Here is a 15,808-nt window from a genome sequence, read left to right on the forward strand (position 1 = left end):
GAACCGGGCTCTCACTATCCCCGACTCCCAATTCCCGATTCCCTGGCCCTCAGCCATACACCGGGAACTTGTGGCACTGCGCCGTGACCTTCTCGCGCACCTTGGCGATGACGGCGTCATCGTTCGGCGCATCGAGCACGTCGCAGATCCAGTTCGTCAGCTCCACCACGTCCGCTTCCTGGTAGCCGCGGGTGGTGACCGCCGGCGTGCCCTTCGGCACCCCCGGCAACACGAATGTGCTGCGCATCGCCTGGATCGAGGACTGACAGGCTCAGATGACCGACACCCCGCTCGCCGCCAACCAGGCCTTCTACGCCGCCCTCGCCCAGGGCGACGCCGCCGCGATGGAGGCGCTGTGGTCGCGGCGGCAGCCGGTGGCCTGCATCCATCCGGGCTGGCCGATGCTGGCGGGGCGCGAGGCGGTGATGAAGAGCTGGGCGTCGATCCTGCGCGACCCGCCGCGGATCGCGGCCGAGACGGCGCGGGTGCTGGATTATGGCGACAGCGCCGTGGTGCTGTGCATCGAGAAGATCGGTGACAACCGCCTGGCCGCGACCAATGTGTTCATCCGCGAGCCCGAGGGCTGGCGCATGGTGCACCACCAGGCCGGCCCGACCCGCGAGGCCCCCGCCCCGGCCAAGCCCTCCGGCACGATCCACTGACCGGCTGCACCCGGCCTCAGATCGGATCGCCGGCCTGGAGCTTCTTGAGCTGTTCGAGCTGGTCTCGGGCCGTCGCCATCTGCGGATCGATCGCCAGCACGCGCTGATAGGCGTCGATCGCGCCGGGGATGTCGCCGAGCTTGATCCGGCACAGGCCGAGGCCGGACAGCGCGCCGAAATGGCGGGGCTCCCGCGCCAGCACCTGGTCGATATCGGCGATCGAGCCGCGGATGTCGCCGCGCAGATAGCGCGCCGTCGCCCGCCGGTTCCAGCCTTCAGCATAGGCGGGGTCGCGCTGGATCACCGCGCTGAACGCCGCCTCGGCCACGGCATAGTCCTGGTCCCCCATCGCGGTGTTGCCGCGCTCCAGCAGGCCCGGGACGTCCGGATCCTGGCCGTCATAGGCGAGCCAGACCTGCCAGATCTGGATCTGCAGCGCCGGCTCCTCCTCCGGCGCGGCCGCCTTCAGCTGGGCGAACAGCGCATCCAGCCGGGCCGCGCGGTCCTGGCCCGTGGCCGGGATAGCCAGCGCGAGCAGGACGGCCGACAGCAGCAGGGCGAGGAGGCGGCGCATTGGAAAGAGATCGGTCCGACCCGGCCGACCGGCAAGAGGCGGAGCGGGCCGAATCGGATGGTCAGAGCGGGTAGCCGGCGAGATATTTGCGCATCCGCTCCGCCTGGCTCTGCGCCGGGGCGTAATGCGGATCCAACGCCAGAACGCGCTCGAAGGCATCGAGCGCGGCCCGGTGGTCGCCCTGCAGGGTCCGGCACAGGCCCAGGCCGAACAGCGCCCCGAAATGCCGCGGCTGCAGCGCCAAGGTGCGGCCGATATCCTGCAGCGCGCCGTCGCAGTCGCCACGCAGGAAGCGCGCCACCGCGCGACGGTCCCAGCCCTCGACGAAGTCCGGCGCCCGCTCCACCACCCCGGCGAAGGCGGCCTCGGCCACCGCATAGTCGCGCTGCTGCAGGGCGGCGTTGCCGCGCCGCATCAGGTCCGGCACCAGCGGATCGCTCCCCTCGTAGCGCAGCCACAGGGTCCAGATCTGCCGCTCCAGCTGCTGCGCCGCGGTGCGGTCGGCGGCGGTGCGGAGCTGGTCGAGAAGGGAATCGAGACGAGTCGGGGCGTCCGCCGCCGAGAGGGTCCCGCACGGCGCCGCGAGGATGGCCATCGCCAGGGCCAGGATGCGCAACGCCTTCATAATCAGAAGATTGAGCCGGGCTGCTGAGAAGACAACGTCAAAAGACGCGGCAAGAAATGCAGCCGGCGGCACAGTGTCCTGCGTCCGGCGCAGGGGTCGCGATCGGGATCGCAGCCGTCGCCTTTGGCACCGGGCGATTCTTCGATACGCTGGGGAACGAGGCGACCATCGCCGCTGCGGCGGCGTGGCGGCAGGGTTTCGCTGTGCTGCTGGCGGCGGAGCGGCGCCCCGCCGCGGCATAGGGTCTTTCGGCCGCGCCAGCGGAACCAAGCGGGCCGTCAATCCTTCCGTGAGCTGTGACCACGCAGCGGAGACCGAGATGGTGTCACTGACAGGGCATCCCGATGCCGTTCCCACCCCCGACGCGGCCGGTGCCGAGGGCCGTGCCGCCGCCGGCAAGCAGCCGCGGGTGCGGACCGAGGGACGCTTCAAGGGCCCGGCCGGGCGGATCGAGGACTACGCCATCATCGGCAATTGCCGGACCACGGCGCTGGTCGGCCGCGACGGGTCGATCGACTGGCTGTGCCTGCCGCGCTTCGATTCCGACGCCGTCTTCGCCCGCCTCCTGGGCGACACCGAGAATGGCCATTGGCAGATCGCGCCGGAGGACCACACCGCCGCCCGGACCCGCCGGCGCTATCGTGACAACACGCTGGTGCTGGAGACCGAGTTCGAGACCGAGACCGGGACGGTCGCGCTGATCGACTTCATGCCCTTCCCGCACCGGGAGGACGAGATCTCGATCGTCCGGCTGGTCGAGGGCCGCGGCGGCAGCGTGCCGATGCGGATGGAGGCATCGTTCCGCTTCGACTACGGCCGCATCGTGCCCTGGGTGAGGCACCGGCCGGACGGCATCGTCGCCATCGCCGGGCCGGACGCGCTGCGTTTCCGGTCGCCGATCCCGCTGCACGGCGAGGCGATGAAGACGGTCGGCGACTTCACGGTCGAGGCCGGCGACCGGCTGCCCTTCATCCTGACCTGGCACCCGTCGCACCTGCCCGAACCGGGCGGCATCGACCCGTTCCGGTCGCTGACCGACACCGAGACTTGGTGGCATGGCTGGGCCCATCACTGCACCTATGAGGGGCCGTATCGCGACGCGGTGCTGCGCTCCGCCCTCACCCTCAAGGCGCTGACCTACGCCCCGACGGGCGGCATCGTCGCCGCCGCCACCACCTCCCTGCCCGAGGAGCTGGGCGGCGAGCGCAACTGGGACTACCGCTACTGCTGGATCCGCGACGCGACGCTGACGCTGTACGCCCTGCTGGGCGCCGGCTTCACCGAGGAGGCGGCGTCCTGGCGCGACTGGCTGCGCCGGGCCGCGGCCGGGCGGCCGGAGCAGCTGCAGATCATGTACGGCCTGGGCGGCGAGCGCCGGCTGACCGAGCTGGAGATCCCCTGGCTGGCCGGCTATGAGGGCAGCAAGCCGGTGCGCATCGGCAACGGCGCCCATGCCCAGCTGCAGCTCGACGTCTATGGCGAGCTGCTGGACGCCATCCATGTCGCCCGCAAGAAGCACCTGACCCACCCGCACGACGCCTGGCGGGTGCAGCGCGTGCTGCTCGGCTTCCTCGAGAAGATGTGGGACAAGCCGGATGAGGGGCTGTGGGAGATCCGCGGCCCCCGGCGGCATTTCGTGCACAGCAAGGTGATGGCCTGGGTCGCGTTCGACCGCTCGGTCAAGGCGGTGGAGCAGTTCGGGCTTGAAGGCCCGGTCAAGGCCTGGCGGGCGCTGCGCGACCGCATCCATGCCGAGATCTGCGCCAAGGGCTTCTCCGAGAAGCGCAACAGCTTCGTCCAGTCCTACGGGTCGGAGCTGCTGGACGCGGCGCTGCTGCAGATCCCGATGGTGGGCTTCCTGCCGCCGGACGACCCGCGGGTGATCGGCACGGTCGAGGCGATCGAGCGCGAGCTGACCATCGACGGCCTGGCCCGGCGCTACGAGACCGAGTCCGGCGTTGACGGGCTGGCCGGCGAGGAAGGCACCTTCCTGGTCTGCAGCTTCTGGCTGGCCGACGCGCTGGCCATGATCGGCGCCACCGACCGGGCGACAGCGCTCTATGAGCGGCTGCTCAGCCTGACCAACGATGTCGGGCTGCTGGCGGAGGAATACGACCCGATCGCGCGGCGGCAGCTGGGCAACTTCCCGCAGGCCTTCAGCCATATCGGGGTGATCAACACCGCCTTGAACCTGGCTGAGTTCCGCGGGCCGGCCGAGGACCGCAGCCACAACGGGCATGGAGCCGGCGCGCATGGCACCCCCGGAGCCGAAGCGCAGTGAAACCGGCGGAAAGCTGCGCTAGGCTGCGGCATCGCGCTTGAAAGACTTCGTGATGACCGCTTTGTTCGACGCCGACACCGAGAGCACCGCCGAGCTGATGCGCCGCCTGGGCGCCGCTGCACGCAGCGCCGCCGCCGCGCTGGCCCTGGCGCCGCGACCGCAGAAGGATGCGGCGCTCCTGGCGGCAGCGGCGGCGATCCGCGACGACCGCGACCTGATCCTGGCCGCCAATGCCGAGGACATGGCCGAGGCGCGGCGCAACGGCGTCGCCGGCTCCTTCCTCGACCGGCTGGCGCTGGACGAAAAGCGGATCGAGGCGATCGCACAGGGGCTGGAGGCGGTGGCCGGCCTGCCCGACCCGATCGGCGACGTGCTGGCCGACTGGATCCGGCCGAACGGGTTGCGCATCCAGCGGGTGCGGGTGCCGCTCGGCGTCGTCGGCGTGATCTTCGAGAGCCGGCCCAACGTCACCGTCGACGCCGCGGCCTTGTGCCTGAAGGCGGGCAATGCCTGCATCCTGCGCTGCGGGTCGGAGAGCTTCCGCAGCTCCACCGCCATCGCCGCCGCGGTGGGGCACGGGCTGAAGAAGGCCGGGCTGCCGCGCAGCGCGGTGCAGCTGGTGCCGACCCGCGACCGCGCCGCGGTGGGCGAGCTGCTGACCCTGACCGAATTCGTCGACGTGGTGATCCCGCGCGGCGGCAAGTCGCTGACGGCCCGGGTGGCGGCGGACAGCCGGATCCCGGTGCTGTGGCACCTGGACGGCATCAACCACACCTATGTGCACGAGGCGGCCGACCCGGAGATGGCGCGGCGCGTCGTCTACAACGCCAAGATGCGGCGCACCGGCGTGTGCAGCGCCACCGAGACGCTGCTGATCGACCGCAGCGTCGCCGGGACGATGCTGCGGCCGATCCTGGACGACCTGATCGAGGCGGGCTGCGAGATCCGCGGCGACACCGTTGTGCAGGCGATCGACCCGCGCGTCCTCGCCGCCTCCGACGACGACTGGGACACCGAATATCTCGACGCCATCCTGTCGGTGAAGACGGTGGACGGGCTGGACGCCGCGATCGAGCACGTCAACCTGCACGGCAGCCATCACACCGACAGCATCGTCACCGCCGACCCGGCGGCGACCGAGGCGTTCCTGGCCCGGGTGGACAGCGCCATCGTGCTGGTCAACGCCTCGACCCAGTTCGCGGATGGGGGCGAGTTCGGCATGGGGGCCGAGATCGGCATCGCCACCGGCCGGCTGCACGCCCGCGGCCCGGTCGGCACCGAGCAGCTGACGAGCACCAAATACCTCGTCCGCGGCACCGGCCAGACGCGGCCCTGAGCGCCGGCGGGATCGCCCTCGATTGAACTCATCAGCAACGCCCTTGCCCCTTACTCTCCCCCTCCCCTTGCGGGAGGGGGTAGGGGGAGGGGGTTCTCTCGGATCGAGCCGGCCCAGACCGTCTCAAACCGGCACGGACGGCGAGTTCGGTGCCCTGCCCATACGCGCGCAGACGCGCGCAGCCCCCTCCCCCTACCCCCCTCCCGCGAGGGGAGGGGGGACTAAAAAAAGCTCGGATGTTACAATGGCCGATCGCGGGACATCGCCATGATGACCCCGCCCAATCCCCGGCACGGCCGGATCTGGGACGGCTGCCGCGTCGGGCTGCTCGGCGGGTCGTTCAACCCGGCCCATGCCGGGCACCGGCACATCAGCGTCGAGGCGATGAAGCGGCTGGGGCTGGACGCGGTGTGGTGGCTGGTGTCGCCGCAGAACCCGCTGAAATCGGCCGACGGCATGGCGCCTTTCGCGGAGCGGATCGATTCCGCCCGCCGCGCCGCCCGCCACCCGCGCATCGTCGTCACCGGCATCGAGGCCGATCTCGGCACCCGATTCACCGCCGACACGCTGCAGGCGCTGGTCGCCCGCTTCCCGCGCACCGAGTTCGTCTGGCTGATGGGGGCCGACAATCTGGCGCAGATCCGTCATTGGCAGCGCTGGACGAAAATCTTCGAGACCGTGCCGGTTGCCGTCTACGATCGTCCTTCCTATTCTTTAAGAGCGTTGTCGGGATTGGCGGCGCGGCGGTTCGCACGGGCGCGGATCGACCAGGATCACACCCGGGCTTTGGCCGGAACGGCCCCACCGGCCTGGGTGTTCTTCCTGGCGAAGCGTCACCCGGCCTCGGCCACGGCGCTGAGGGCCGCGCGAAGGCTTCACCGCGATCCCGTCGACGCCGCGTCGCAATCACGGCGCGCCGCCGCACAACCTTGAGGTGAACGCCATACGACCGAACACCGAGACGCCCCTGGCCGAAGCCGGGCGTCTGCCGCCGGGCCTCGCGGCCAGCCTTGCCCGGCCCCTGCTCGAGACCGCCCTCACGTCGCTCGACGACGACAAGGCCGAGGATCTGGTCGTGATCGACCTGACCGGCCGGTCCTCCATCGCCGACAGCCTGATCATCGCCACCGGCCGCTCCTCGCGCCAGGTCGCCGCCATGGCCGACCACCTGCTGGAGAAGCTGAAGCCGCTGGCGCCCGGGCCTGTCCAGGTCGAGGGCCAGCAGCGGGGCGACTGGGTGCTGATCGACGCCGGCGACGTGGTCGTCCATCTGTTCCGGCCCGAGGTGCGCGAATTCTACGCGCTCGAGAAGATGTGGGACGACGATGCCGAGCGGGTGACCCGCATCGGCACCGCCTGAGCCGCAAGGCCCCGCCATGCGGCTGACCGTCGCCGCGGTCGGCCGCGCCCGGCCGGGGCCGCTGCGCGAGCTGTTCGACGACTATGCTGGCCGCTCCGCCTGGCCGCTGACGCTGCGCGAGGTCGAGGCCCGCAAGGGCCTGTCCGGCATCGCCCTGAAGCGTGAGGAGGCGTCGCTGCTGTTGGCCGCGGTATCGGCCGGAGCCGCCGTGGTGGCGCTGGACGAGCGCGGCCGCGACCTCGACAGCGCCAGCTTCGCCAGGCTGCTGGGCCGCTGGCGCGACGAGGGCCGGGCCGAGGCCGCCTTCCTGATCGGCGGCGCCGACGGCCATGACGATTCGGTGCGCGACCGGGCCGGCCTTCTGCTGTCCTTTGGCCGCCTGACCTGGCCGCACATGCTGGCCCGGGCGATGCTGGCCGAGCAGCTCTACCGCGCCCAGACCATCCTGAGCGGGCATCCGTATCACCGGGCATGAGGCAGGTCGTGCTCCCAGTCTAATTTTTGTCATCCTCGGGCTTGACCCGAGGATCCAGGGGCTTTCAAGAGCCGCTCTCGGTGGCCCCTGGATTGCTGGGTCAAGCCCGGCAATGACAACAAGGGTTGAGTTCAACCGAAGCGCAGTGGGCTTGACCCGCCCACCCTGAGAATGCCGACATTCCCCGATGCGCGGGTCGAGCCCGGGCATGACACCGGGGGGACGGGTTATGTCGTTCGCGCCGCTGCTGGACGCCCCGCTGGCGATTCAGCTGCATGTCGCCGCCGTCTGCGTCGCCGTCGCCTTGGCGCCGCTGCAATTGATCCTGCCGAAGGGCACGCCGCGCCATCGCGCCATGGGCTGGATCTGGACCGCGGCGATCACCGGCGTCTGCCTCAGCGCTTTCTTCATCCTCGACCGCCCGATCCCGCCGCATGTCGGGCCGATCAGCTGGCTGCACCTGCTGGCCGTGCTGACCCTGGCCAGCCTGGGGCGGGCGATCGCCGCTGCCAAGCGGCATGACGTCGAGCGCCACCGCCGGATCATGCGCGCGCTCGCTTGGTTCGCCCTCGGCATCCCGCTGGTCGTGGCCTTCACCGTTCCCGGACGAATCATGTTCCGGGTCCTGTTTGGACCTTAGGATCGGCGGCTGCTCGGTCAGCCTGTGGCCGCGAAGTTGCGGTAGGTCCCGATCAGCTCCTCGACCGTGCCGGAGCGGCAGCCGCGCTGGCGGGCCACGGTCGCGGCGTCGCGCTCATTCGCCGCGCGCCGGGCACCGAGCTCCTGCCACACCGCGTCCTGGCTTCCAGGAGCCCCCGAACTGCTGGCCAGCTGCCCGGCCGCTTCGGATTCCGCCTGCTGCAGCACCGCGGCGAAGCGCTGCTCCTGCTGCGGATCCAGCCGCACCCGGCACGACCGCGCCGCGGCCTCCGCCCGGACCATGGCGTCGTATCGCTGCAGCGCATCGCCGGCATAGCCGGCCTGCTGCGGCACACGCCCTGCGCCGGAGTAGCTGGAATATCCGGGGTAGCCGGGCGAGCCGGGATATCCGGGATCGATGTAGCCCTGCTCGTTGCAGCCCCCGAGGGCGAGGGCCGCGACCACCGCAGCCGATCCGAAGCGCGTGAAGCGCATGCGTCCTCCGTCAACTCTCCGGCAGGTCACGCCTGTCCGGCGGACAAACGTTCGGCCAGGCCGATCAGATCCATGATCTGCGGATCGGCACAGCCGCGCTCTGCGACCGCATCGCGCACCATCCGCTCCTGCAGCGTCCGGCGGGACGCGATGTCGCCCAGCACCTCGGGATCGGTCGCTGTCGTGCCCTCCCGCTGCGCCAGCGCCGCGGTGGCCTGGTGCTGGGCCTCGACCAGGGCATCGGCCAGCCGGGCCTCGCGTCCCTCCGCCAGCGGGGCGCCGCAGACATAGCGGGCGGAATTGGCCCGCAGCGCCGCCTGCCAGCGGTCGACCGGGTCCTTGGCGTCATAGGCGGCGCCGACCACCGGGCTGCCGGCGCAGCCGGCGAGCAGCAGGGCCATCGAGAGCCACCGGATGTCGAATCTCGCCACGCCGCCTCCGTTCCGGGTGTTGTCCGATTGTCGGCCGGGCGAAACGCCCTTGTGCCGGCCGAGCCAATCGATACATGAAGGGCGGATTCCGAGAAAGGACATGCGATGAGCGCAGCGACCCCACCCCGTCCCGTCGTCCTCTGTGTCCTCGACGGCTGGGGCTGGCGCGAGGAGGAGGCGGACAACGCCGTGCGCCTGGCCGACACGCCGAATTTCGACCGGCTGTGGGCGGAGGAGCCGCACGCCTTCCTGCAGGCCAGCGAGGAGGCCGTGGGCCTGCCGCACGGCCAGATCGGCAATTCCGAGGTCGGGCACATGAATCTCGGCGCCGGCCGGGTGGTGTTCCAGGACCTGCAGATGATCTTCAACGCCATCGCCGACGGCTCGCTGGCCAAGGCCAAGGCGCTGCAGAAGCACATCGCGGCGCTGAAGGCTTCCGGCGGCACCTGCCACCTGATGGGCCTGCTGTCGCCCGGCGGCGTGCACGCCCATCAGGACCAGATCGCGGCGCTGGCGAAGATCGTCGCCGGGGCCGGCGTGCCGGTCGCGGTCCATGCCTATACCGACGGGCGCGACACCCCGCCCCGCGCCGGCGCCGACTATCTCCGCCGCTTCCTGCAGGACATCGACGGGCTGCCGAATGCCCGCGTCGCCACGGTCGACGGCCGCTACTACGCCATGGACCGCGACAAGCGCTGGGAGCGGGTGGAGAAGGCCTATCGCGCCGTGGCCGAGGGTAAGGGCGAGGCAGCGCCCGATCCGGTCGCCGCCATCGAGGCCGCCTACAGGGCCGACACCGGCGACGAGTTCATCCTGCCCAGCGTGATCGGCGGCTATGCCGGGATGAAGGACGGCGACGGCGTGCTGTGCGCCAATTTCCGCGCCGACCGGGTGCGCGAGATCCTGCAGGCGCTGCTGGACCCGAAATTCGACGGCTTTCAGCGCCAGCTCATCCACTTCGCCGATGCCTGCGGCATGGTCGAGTATTCCGACCTGCTGAACGGCTTCATGTCGGCGATCTTCCCGCCCAAGTCGATCGACAAGGGGCTGGGCGAGGTGGTGGCGGAGGCCGGCCGCGCCCAGCTGCGCGCCGCCGAGACCGAGAAGTACCCGCACGTCACCTTCTTCTTCAACGGCGGCGAGGAGCGGCAGTTTCCCGGCGAGGACCGGATCCTGGTCGCCTCTCCCAAGGTCGCGACCTACGATTTGCAGCCGGAGATGTCGGCGCCGGAGCTGTGCGAGAAGCTGGTCGCCGCCATCGACAGCGGCAGATATGACCTGGTGGTGGTGAACTTCGCCAATCCGGACATGGTCGGCCATACCGGCATCCTGGAGGCGGCGATCAAGGCCTGCGCCACGGTCGATGCCTGCCTGGGCAAGGTCGAGGCCGCGGTGCGGCGCCAGGGCGGCGCCATGATCGTCACCGCCGACCACGGCAATGCCGAGCTGATGCGCGACCCCGTCACCGGCGGCCCGCACACCGCGCACACGCTGAACAAGGTGCCGGTGATCCTGGTCAATGCGCCGGCGCCCCGCCGCACCCTGCATGACGGCAAGCTGGCCGACGTCGCCCCCACCCTGCTGCATCTGATGGGGCTGGAGCAGCCGGAGGAGATGACCGGGCACAGCCTGATCGACGCCGCGTGAATGCTGCAATCGTAGTGGCAAGTTGACGCGAAACCGCCAAAGATGGACGTCAGGTAACTTGATCCCGCCGAAACCCGGCAGATATCATCGGGTGGCGTCCACCCTGGCCAGCCGCCCCTCCGGTTCCGGAGACGGCCGGTCGGCCGATTGACTCGAGCGCCTGGCGGCCCGGCCGCCAGCGAGGGCAAGCATGAAGAAGCACCTGAACGCCGTCGCCATCGGGGCCCTGATGGGGCTGGCCTTCGTCGGCGGACACACCCTGACCTTCCAGGGCTGGGCGCAGGACAAGGCGCCTGACAAGGCGACGAGCAGTGACTCCACCGACACCTACAAGCAGCTCGACCTGTTCGGCGAGGTGTTCGAGCGGGTGCGCGCCGAGTATGTCGAGCCGGTCAGCGACAAGCAGCTGGTCGAGGCCGCGATCAACGGCATGCTGACCTCGCTGGACCCGCACTCCAACTTCCTGAACTCCGACGAGTTCCAGGACATGCAGTCCCAGACCCGCGGCAGCTTCGGCGGCCTCGGCATCGAGGTGACGATGGAGAACGGGGTGGTGAAGGTGGTGTCGCCGATCGACGACACGCCCGCCGCCAAGGCCGGGGTCCAGGCCGGCGACCTGATCATCGCCATCGACGGCAAGCCGATCGTCAACATGAGCCTCAACGAGGCGGTGGACAAGATGCGCGGCCCGGTGGGCAGCAACCTGACCATCACCATCCGCCGCGGCGACCAGGAGCCGTTCGACCTCAACCTGGCGCGCGCCACCATTCCGGTGGAATCGGTGCGCTGGCGGACCGAGGGCAATGTCGGTTACATCCGCATCACCAGCTTCACCGAACGCACCGAAGACGGGCTGAAGCGCGGCATCACCGACATCAAGAAGAAGCTCGGCGACAAGCTGCAGGGCTATGTGCTGGACCTGCGCAACGACCCAGGCGGCCTGCTGGACCAGGCGATCGCCGTGGCCGACGCCTTCCTCGACAAGGGCGAGATCGTGTCGACCCGGTCGCGCAAGGCCGACCAGGCGCAGCGCTACAACGCCACGCCGGGCGACCTGGCCGACGGCCTGCCGCTGGTGGTGCTGATCAATGGCGGCTCGGCCTCGGCGTCGGAGATCGTGGCCGGCGCGCTGCAGGACCACCACCGCGCGGTGCTGCTGGGGACGCAGAGCTTCGGCAAGGGCTCGGTCCAGACCATCATCCCGCTGCCGGGCCATGGCGCGATGCGCCTGACCACGGCGCGCTACTACACCCCGTCCGGCCGGTCGATCCAGCAGCTGGGCATCACCCCGGACATCGAGGTGCAGCAGGCCCGGATCGAGGAGATCGCGCAGATGCGCGGCTACCGCGAGGCCGACCTGAAGGGCGCCCTGAACAACGACAACAAGCAGAACCTGCCGGGCCAGGACGGCGCCGACCAGAAGGCGCCGGCCACCCCGACGACGCCGGCGCCCGGCACCTCGCAGCAGCAGACCGACAAGCCCGCCACCCCGGGCCAGGACAAGGCGGCGTCGCCGCCCTCCGACGGCGCGGCCGATGCGAACAAGCCGGCGGATGTCGACTACCAGCTGTCGCGCGCGCTCGACCTGCTGCGCGGCCTGGCGCTGTTCCAGAAGGGGCAGGCGGGCTGACCGCCGCGCCATGGCACCGACCGACACGCTGAAACAGGGCCTGCCGTACCGGCCCTGCGTCGGCATCATGCTGCTGGACCGCGACGGCCGCGTCTTCGTGGCGCGGCGCCGGGACACGCCCGATGGCTGGCAGATGCCGCAGGGCGGCATCGACCCCGGCGAGACGGCTCGGCAGGCCGCCTTCCGCGAGCTGAAGGAGGAGATCGGCACCGACCGGGCCGAGTTCCTGGCCGAGGCGCCGGAGACGGTGTGCTACGACCTGCCCGACCACCTGATCGGCAAGGTCTGGGGCGGCCGCTACCGCGGCCAGGAGCAGCGCTGGGTGGCGCTGCGCTTCCTGGGCACGGACGCCGATATCGACATCGAGACCGAGCATCCCGAATTCGACGCCTGGCGCTGGTCGGCGCCGGACCGGGTGCTGGCCGAGATCGTCCCGTTCAAGCGCGACGTCTACGCCACGGTGCTGGCCGCATTCAGCGAGCTGCTGGGGCGGGGCTAGGGACGCGATCGCTAAAGCGTCAGCGGCACCGCGCGCAGCAGGGTCCAGGCGCGCTCCAGCGCCGCATCCTGATCGGCGAACAGCGCCAGCGGATAGGGGAAGGCGGCCGCCATCTTCGCGGTCAGCACCGTCGCCTGCATCGCCGCCCGGCGCAGCGGGTCCGGCTCGACATGGAGATGGGCTAGGCAGAGCCGGCCGAGATCGCCGCGCCGCCGCTTCAGCCACAGCATCCGGGCCTTGCGGTCGTCATGCGCCTCGCGTTCCGGCATCGGGCCGATGCTGAGCATCACGAAGCGGCTTTCGCGCGCCAGGATCAGGTCGAACTCGGCCACCCAGCGGTCGCCATAGCCTTCCATCCCCGGCTCCGGCATCGGCAGCCGCACCAGCGGGAAGGCGCTGAGGTCGAACAGGGGCGGCACGGACCCGGCGGCATCGGGAGCCGGCATGGCGATTTTCGGCATCATGTGATAATTACTCTCATTTGCATGTCGAGGCCGCAGACCGGCCAGGGTTGAGCCACCCTAGCGGATCGCGGCCCACCGATCGCACGAGGCCGGGCCATGTCCTATCGCGAAACGGTCATCCGCATGGCCCCCGGTTCGGCCGAAGCGACGATGCTGGACCGGCTGGCGGACCAGATGGTGCGGCTGGAGGTGCGGATCGACGCCGCCTTCGAGACGCCGGCCCATGCCCATCGCGGCGGCCAGATCTTCTGGCCCGCGGCCGGCAGCGCCGTGATCGGCACCGCCGAGGGTCGCTGGTGCGTGCCCACCGGCTGCGCCCTGTGGATGCCGCCAGGCCTGATGCACGACGCCAGCACCGATGGCGGCCTGCACATGCACGGCATCCTGGTCCCGGTCGAGGCGGCGGCCGGCCTGCCCGCCGATTGCCGGGTCCTGCCCTTCTCGCCCCTGCTGCGCGAACTCGCGTTGCGTGCCGCGACCTGGCCCGAGGCCCGGCCGCTGGACGACCGCCAGCGCCGCGTCGTCGCCGTGATGCTGGACGAGATGGCGGCCGCCCCGCCCACCCGGCTGCTGCTGCCGATGCCGCGCGACCGCCGCGCCCGGCGCTTGGCCCTGGCGCTGCTGGCCGCGCCCGGCAGCCGCCGCCCACTGGCGGAATGGGCGCGCCTGGCCGCCGCCAGCCCGCGCACGCTGGAGCGCCGCTTCGGCGCCGAGACCGGCCTGTCGGTCGCCGCCTGGCAGCGCCGCGCCCGGCTGCTGGCGGCGCTCGACCTGCTCGGCCGCGGCCGCAGCGTCACCGCCGTGGCGCTGGAGCTGGGCTATGACAGCCCCAGCGCCTTCACCGCCATGTTCCGCCGCACCCTGGGGATGACGCCGGCGCAGTACCGCGACACCCGTTGATACCGGCCGGCACGCGGCCGATGATCGGGCCTCCCGATCGGAGAACCCGGCCGTGACCATCCTGTCGCTGCACCACGTCAACCTGACCTTCCCGCCGGAGCTGGAGGGCGAGACGGTGCGCTTCTATGTCGAGACGCTGGGGCTGGAGGCGCTGCCGAAGCCGCAGGGCCGGCGCAGCCAGGGCGCCTGGCTGCGGGTCGGCGGCGCCGAGATCCACCTGTCGCCCGATGCACCCGGCCGGTCCGAGCAGCTGGCGGCGGATCGCCACCTCTGCCTTGTCGTCGCCGATCTGGACGCGGCCGAGACCCGGCTGCGCGAAGGTGGGGCGCCGATCGAGCATGATCCGCGCCCGCCCGCAAACTATCGCCGCCTGTTCACCCGCGATCCGGCCGGCAATCGGCTGGAGCTGAGCGAACCGCCGCGCTGATCCTATAGCCGCATCGGCCTCCATTGCGGTGCGCCTCCATCCGGATATATAGATAGGGAGCCTATCTATCTGGATGAGCGACCATGGCGGATCCCGCTTCCGACCTGCTGGCCGAGGCGATGCGCCCGGCGCTGCTGCGGCTGTACCGGCGGATGCGGCGGGAGACGCAGGATGGCGACGTCTCACCGCTGCAGAACCTGCTGCTGGTCCTGATCATCAAGAATCCCGGCATCGGCGTCGGCGCCTTAGCCGAGATCGAGGGCCTGCGCGGCCCCACCATCAGCGGCCATATCAAGCAGCTGGAGACGGCCGGGCTGGTCACTCGTGCCCCACCCGACCCGAAGGACCGCCGCCGCACCGGCCTGGTCGCGACGCCGGAGGGCGAGCGCCGGGCCGAGGCGCTGCGGCGCCTGCGCACCGACTGGCTGGCGCGCCGGCTGGACGGGCTGTCGCCGGCCGAGCGGCAGGCGGTCGCGGCGGCGATCCCGGCCCTCGTGAGGCTCGGCGAATGACGGCCCCTGCCCCGGCGGCCGGGCCCGAGGTGTCGTCCCGCGAGATCCGCTTCGTGCTGATCGGCCTCATGATCGTGCTGGGGCTCAGCGCGCTGGACCAGAACATCGTCGCCACCGCCCTGCCCAGCATCGTCGGCGATCTCGGCGGCGGTACCCATCTGTCCTGGGTGGTGACGGCCTATGTCCTGGCCTCCACCGCCGTCATGCCGCTCTACGGCAAGCTGAGCGACCAGCATGGCCGCAAGCCGATGCTGACCCTGGCCGTGCTGCTGTTCCTGCTGGGGTCGGCGCTGTGCGGCTTGGCCCAGAGCATGGCGCAGCTGATCGCCTTCCGCGCCGTGCAGGGGCTGGGCGCCGGCGGCCTGCTGCCGCTGGCCCAGGCCACCATCGGCGACCTGGTGCCGCCGGCCCAGCGCGGCCGCCGCCAGGGATCGGTGGCGGCGGTGTTCGCGGTGTGCAGCGTGGTCGGACCGGTGCTGGGCGGCGCCATCACCGACCTGCTGTCCTGGCACTGGATCTTCTTTGTCAACCTACCGGTCGGCACCGTCGCGCTGGCGGTGGTGCACCGCGCCCTGCGTCGCCCGCACCGGGCTCGGCAGAGGCGCATCGACTATCTCGGCGCCCTGCTGCTGACCGGCGCGACCACCGCCTTCCTGCTGCTGCTGACCCTCGGCGGATCGCAATTCGCCTGGACCTCGCCCAAAATCCTCGGCATCGGCGCGGCAGTGCTGGCTCTGGCGGTGCTGTTCGTCGCCCATGCCCGCCGCTTCCCCGACCCGGTGCTGCCGCTGCATCTGCGTCGCAACCGGGTCTTCGCCGTCGGCTGCCTGGTGCTGGCCCTGACCTTCATG

General features: G+C 71.0%; 20 protein-coding genes. 14 read left to right on the top strand and 6 right to left on the bottom strand.

Annotated features, from left to right (window positions below):
• Positions 1-49 precede the first annotated feature (49 nt).
• Positions 50-247 (bottom strand): hypothetical protein, encoded by a 198-nt coding sequence (locus ABDW35_RS16480; RefSeq protein ID WP_343714970.1) that lies wholly within the window; start codon positions 245-247, stop codon positions 50-52.
• Positions 248-275: 28 nt separating this feature from the next.
• Here ABDW35_RS16480 and ABDW35_RS16485 point away from each other — a divergent pair, with 28 nt between their 5' ends.
• Complete coding sequence (locus tag ABDW35_RS16485; RefSeq protein ID WP_343714971.1) at positions 276-662, top strand: nuclear transport factor 2 family protein; 387 nt, start codon at positions 276-278, stop codon at positions 660-662.
• 16 nt (positions 663-678) lie between these two features.
• Here ABDW35_RS16485 and ABDW35_RS16490 read toward each other — a convergent pair whose 3' ends face one another.
• On the bottom strand, positions 679-1,236 hold the full coding sequence (locus ABDW35_RS16490; protein WP_343714972.1) for a tetratricopeptide repeat protein: 558 nt from the start codon (positions 1,234-1,236) through the stop codon (positions 679-681).
• Between the two features lie 61 nt (positions 1,237-1,297).
• A complete protein-coding gene (locus tag ABDW35_RS16495) occupies positions 1,298-1,861 on the bottom strand; it encodes a tetratricopeptide repeat protein (RefSeq protein ID WP_343714973.1) in 564 nt (187 codons plus the stop codon).
• Positions 1,862-2,180: 319 nt separating this feature from the next.
• Here ABDW35_RS16495 and ABDW35_RS16500 point away from each other — a divergent pair, with 319 nt between their 5' ends.
• The 6 genes from ABDW35_RS16500 (at position 2,181) to ABDW35_RS16525 (ending at position 7,953) form a co-directional block, all read left to right on the top strand.
• Complete coding sequence (locus ABDW35_RS16500; protein ID WP_343714974.1) at positions 2,181-4,142, top strand: glycoside hydrolase family 15 protein; 1,962 nt, start codon at positions 2,181-2,183, stop codon at positions 4,140-4,142.
• Positions 4,143-4,194: 52 nt separating this feature from the next.
• On the top strand, positions 4,195-5,478 hold the full coding sequence (locus ABDW35_RS16505; RefSeq protein ID WP_343714975.1) for a glutamate-5-semialdehyde dehydrogenase: 1,284 nt from the start codon (positions 4,195-4,197) through the stop codon (positions 5,476-5,478).
• A gap of 267 nt (positions 5,479-5,745) precedes the next feature.
• The gene (locus ABDW35_RS16510; protein ID WP_343714976.1) at positions 5,746-6,411 is read left to right on the top strand and encodes a nicotinate-nucleotide adenylyltransferase; all 666 of its coding nucleotides are present in this window, start codon (positions 5,746-5,748) and stop codon (positions 6,409-6,411) included.
• 88 nt (positions 6,412-6,499) lie between these two features.
• Complete coding sequence (gene rsfS, locus ABDW35_RS16515) at positions 6,500-6,838, top strand: ribosome silencing factor (protein ID WP_343714989.1); 339 nt, start codon at positions 6,500-6,502, stop codon at positions 6,836-6,838.
• Positions 6,839-6,854: 16 nt separating this feature from the next.
• Positions 6,855-7,313, top strand: a complete 459-nt coding sequence (gene rlmH, locus ABDW35_RS16520) for a 23S rRNA (pseudouridine(1915)-N(3))-methyltransferase RlmH (RefSeq protein WP_343714977.1) — start codon at positions 6,855-6,857, stop codon at positions 7,311-7,313.
• A gap of 229 nt (positions 7,314-7,542) precedes the next feature.
• A complete protein-coding gene (locus tag ABDW35_RS16525; RefSeq protein WP_343714978.1) occupies positions 7,543-7,953 on the top strand; it encodes a DUF2306 domain-containing protein in 411 nt (136 codons plus the stop codon).
• A 17-nt stretch (positions 7,954-7,970) separates the two neighbouring features.
• Here the strand turns inward: ABDW35_RS16525 and ABDW35_RS16530 are convergent, their stop codons facing one another.
• Positions 7,971-8,447: a hypothetical protein gene (locus ABDW35_RS16530; protein WP_343714979.1), complete on the bottom strand. Its 477-nt coding sequence runs from the start codon at positions 8,445-8,447 to the stop codon at positions 7,971-7,973.
• Positions 8,448-8,473: 26 nt separating this feature from the next.
• Positions 8,474-8,878 carry a hypothetical protein gene (locus ABDW35_RS16535; protein WP_343714980.1) on the bottom strand — a complete coding sequence of 135 codons (405 nt, stop codon included), beginning with the start codon at positions 8,876-8,878 and terminating at the stop codon, positions 8,474-8,476.
• Positions 8,879-8,983: 105 nt separating this feature from the next.
• On the opposite strand from ABDW35_RS16535, the gene gpmI reads away from it, so the two are divergent.
• The 3 genes from gpmI to ABDW35_RS16550 all read left to right on the top strand — a co-directional run bounded on the left by gpmI (position 8,984) and on the right by ABDW35_RS16550 (position 12,654).
• Complete coding sequence (gene gpmI / locus ABDW35_RS16540; protein ID WP_343714981.1) at positions 8,984-10,525, top strand: 2,3-bisphosphoglycerate-independent phosphoglycerate mutase; 1,542 nt, start codon at positions 8,984-8,986, stop codon at positions 10,523-10,525.
• Between the two features lie 190 nt (positions 10,526-10,715).
• Positions 10,716-12,155, top strand: coding sequence for a S41 family peptidase (locus ABDW35_RS16545; RefSeq protein ID WP_343714982.1), 1,440 nt, complete (start codon positions 10,716-10,718; stop codon positions 12,153-12,155).
• Positions 12,156-12,165: 10 nt separating this feature from the next.
• Positions 12,166-12,654 carry an RNA pyrophosphohydrolase gene (locus ABDW35_RS16550; RefSeq protein ID WP_343714983.1) on the top strand — a complete coding sequence of 163 codons (489 nt, stop codon included), beginning with the start codon at positions 12,166-12,168 and terminating at the stop codon, positions 12,652-12,654.
• A gap of 11 nt (positions 12,655-12,665) precedes the next feature.
• Here the strand turns inward: ABDW35_RS16550 and ABDW35_RS16555 are convergent, their stop codons facing one another.
• Complete coding sequence (locus ABDW35_RS16555) at positions 12,666-13,100, bottom strand: hypothetical protein (RefSeq protein WP_343714984.1); 435 nt, start codon at positions 13,098-13,100, stop codon at positions 12,666-12,668.
• 114 nt (positions 13,101-13,214) lie between these two features.
• On the opposite strand from ABDW35_RS16555, the gene ABDW35_RS16560 reads away from it, so the two are divergent.
• The 4 genes from ABDW35_RS16560 to ABDW35_RS16575 all read left to right on the top strand — a co-directional run.
• Positions 13,215-14,018, top strand: a complete 804-nt coding sequence (locus ABDW35_RS16560) for a helix-turn-helix transcriptional regulator (protein ID WP_343714985.1) — start codon at positions 13,215-13,217, stop codon at positions 14,016-14,018.
• A gap of 52 nt (positions 14,019-14,070) precedes the next feature.
• A complete protein-coding gene (locus tag ABDW35_RS16565) occupies positions 14,071-14,445 on the top strand; it encodes a VOC family protein (RefSeq protein ID WP_343714986.1) in 375 nt (124 codons plus the stop codon).
• Positions 14,446-14,528: 83 nt separating this feature from the next.
• On the top strand, positions 14,529-14,957 hold the full coding sequence (locus tag ABDW35_RS16570) for a MarR family transcriptional regulator (protein WP_343714987.1): 429 nt from the start codon (positions 14,529-14,531) through the stop codon (positions 14,955-14,957).
• The coding region (locus tag ABDW35_RS16575; RefSeq protein WP_343714988.1) for an MFS transporter at positions 14,954-15,808 on the top strand (855 nt) is incomplete at its 3' end. The genes ABDW35_RS16570 and ABDW35_RS16575, both read left to right, overlap by 4 nt.

Source organism: Inquilinus sp., from assembly GCF_039594555.1.
GTDB lineage: Bacteria > Pseudomonadota > Alphaproteobacteria > DSM-16000 > Inquilinaceae > Inquilinus.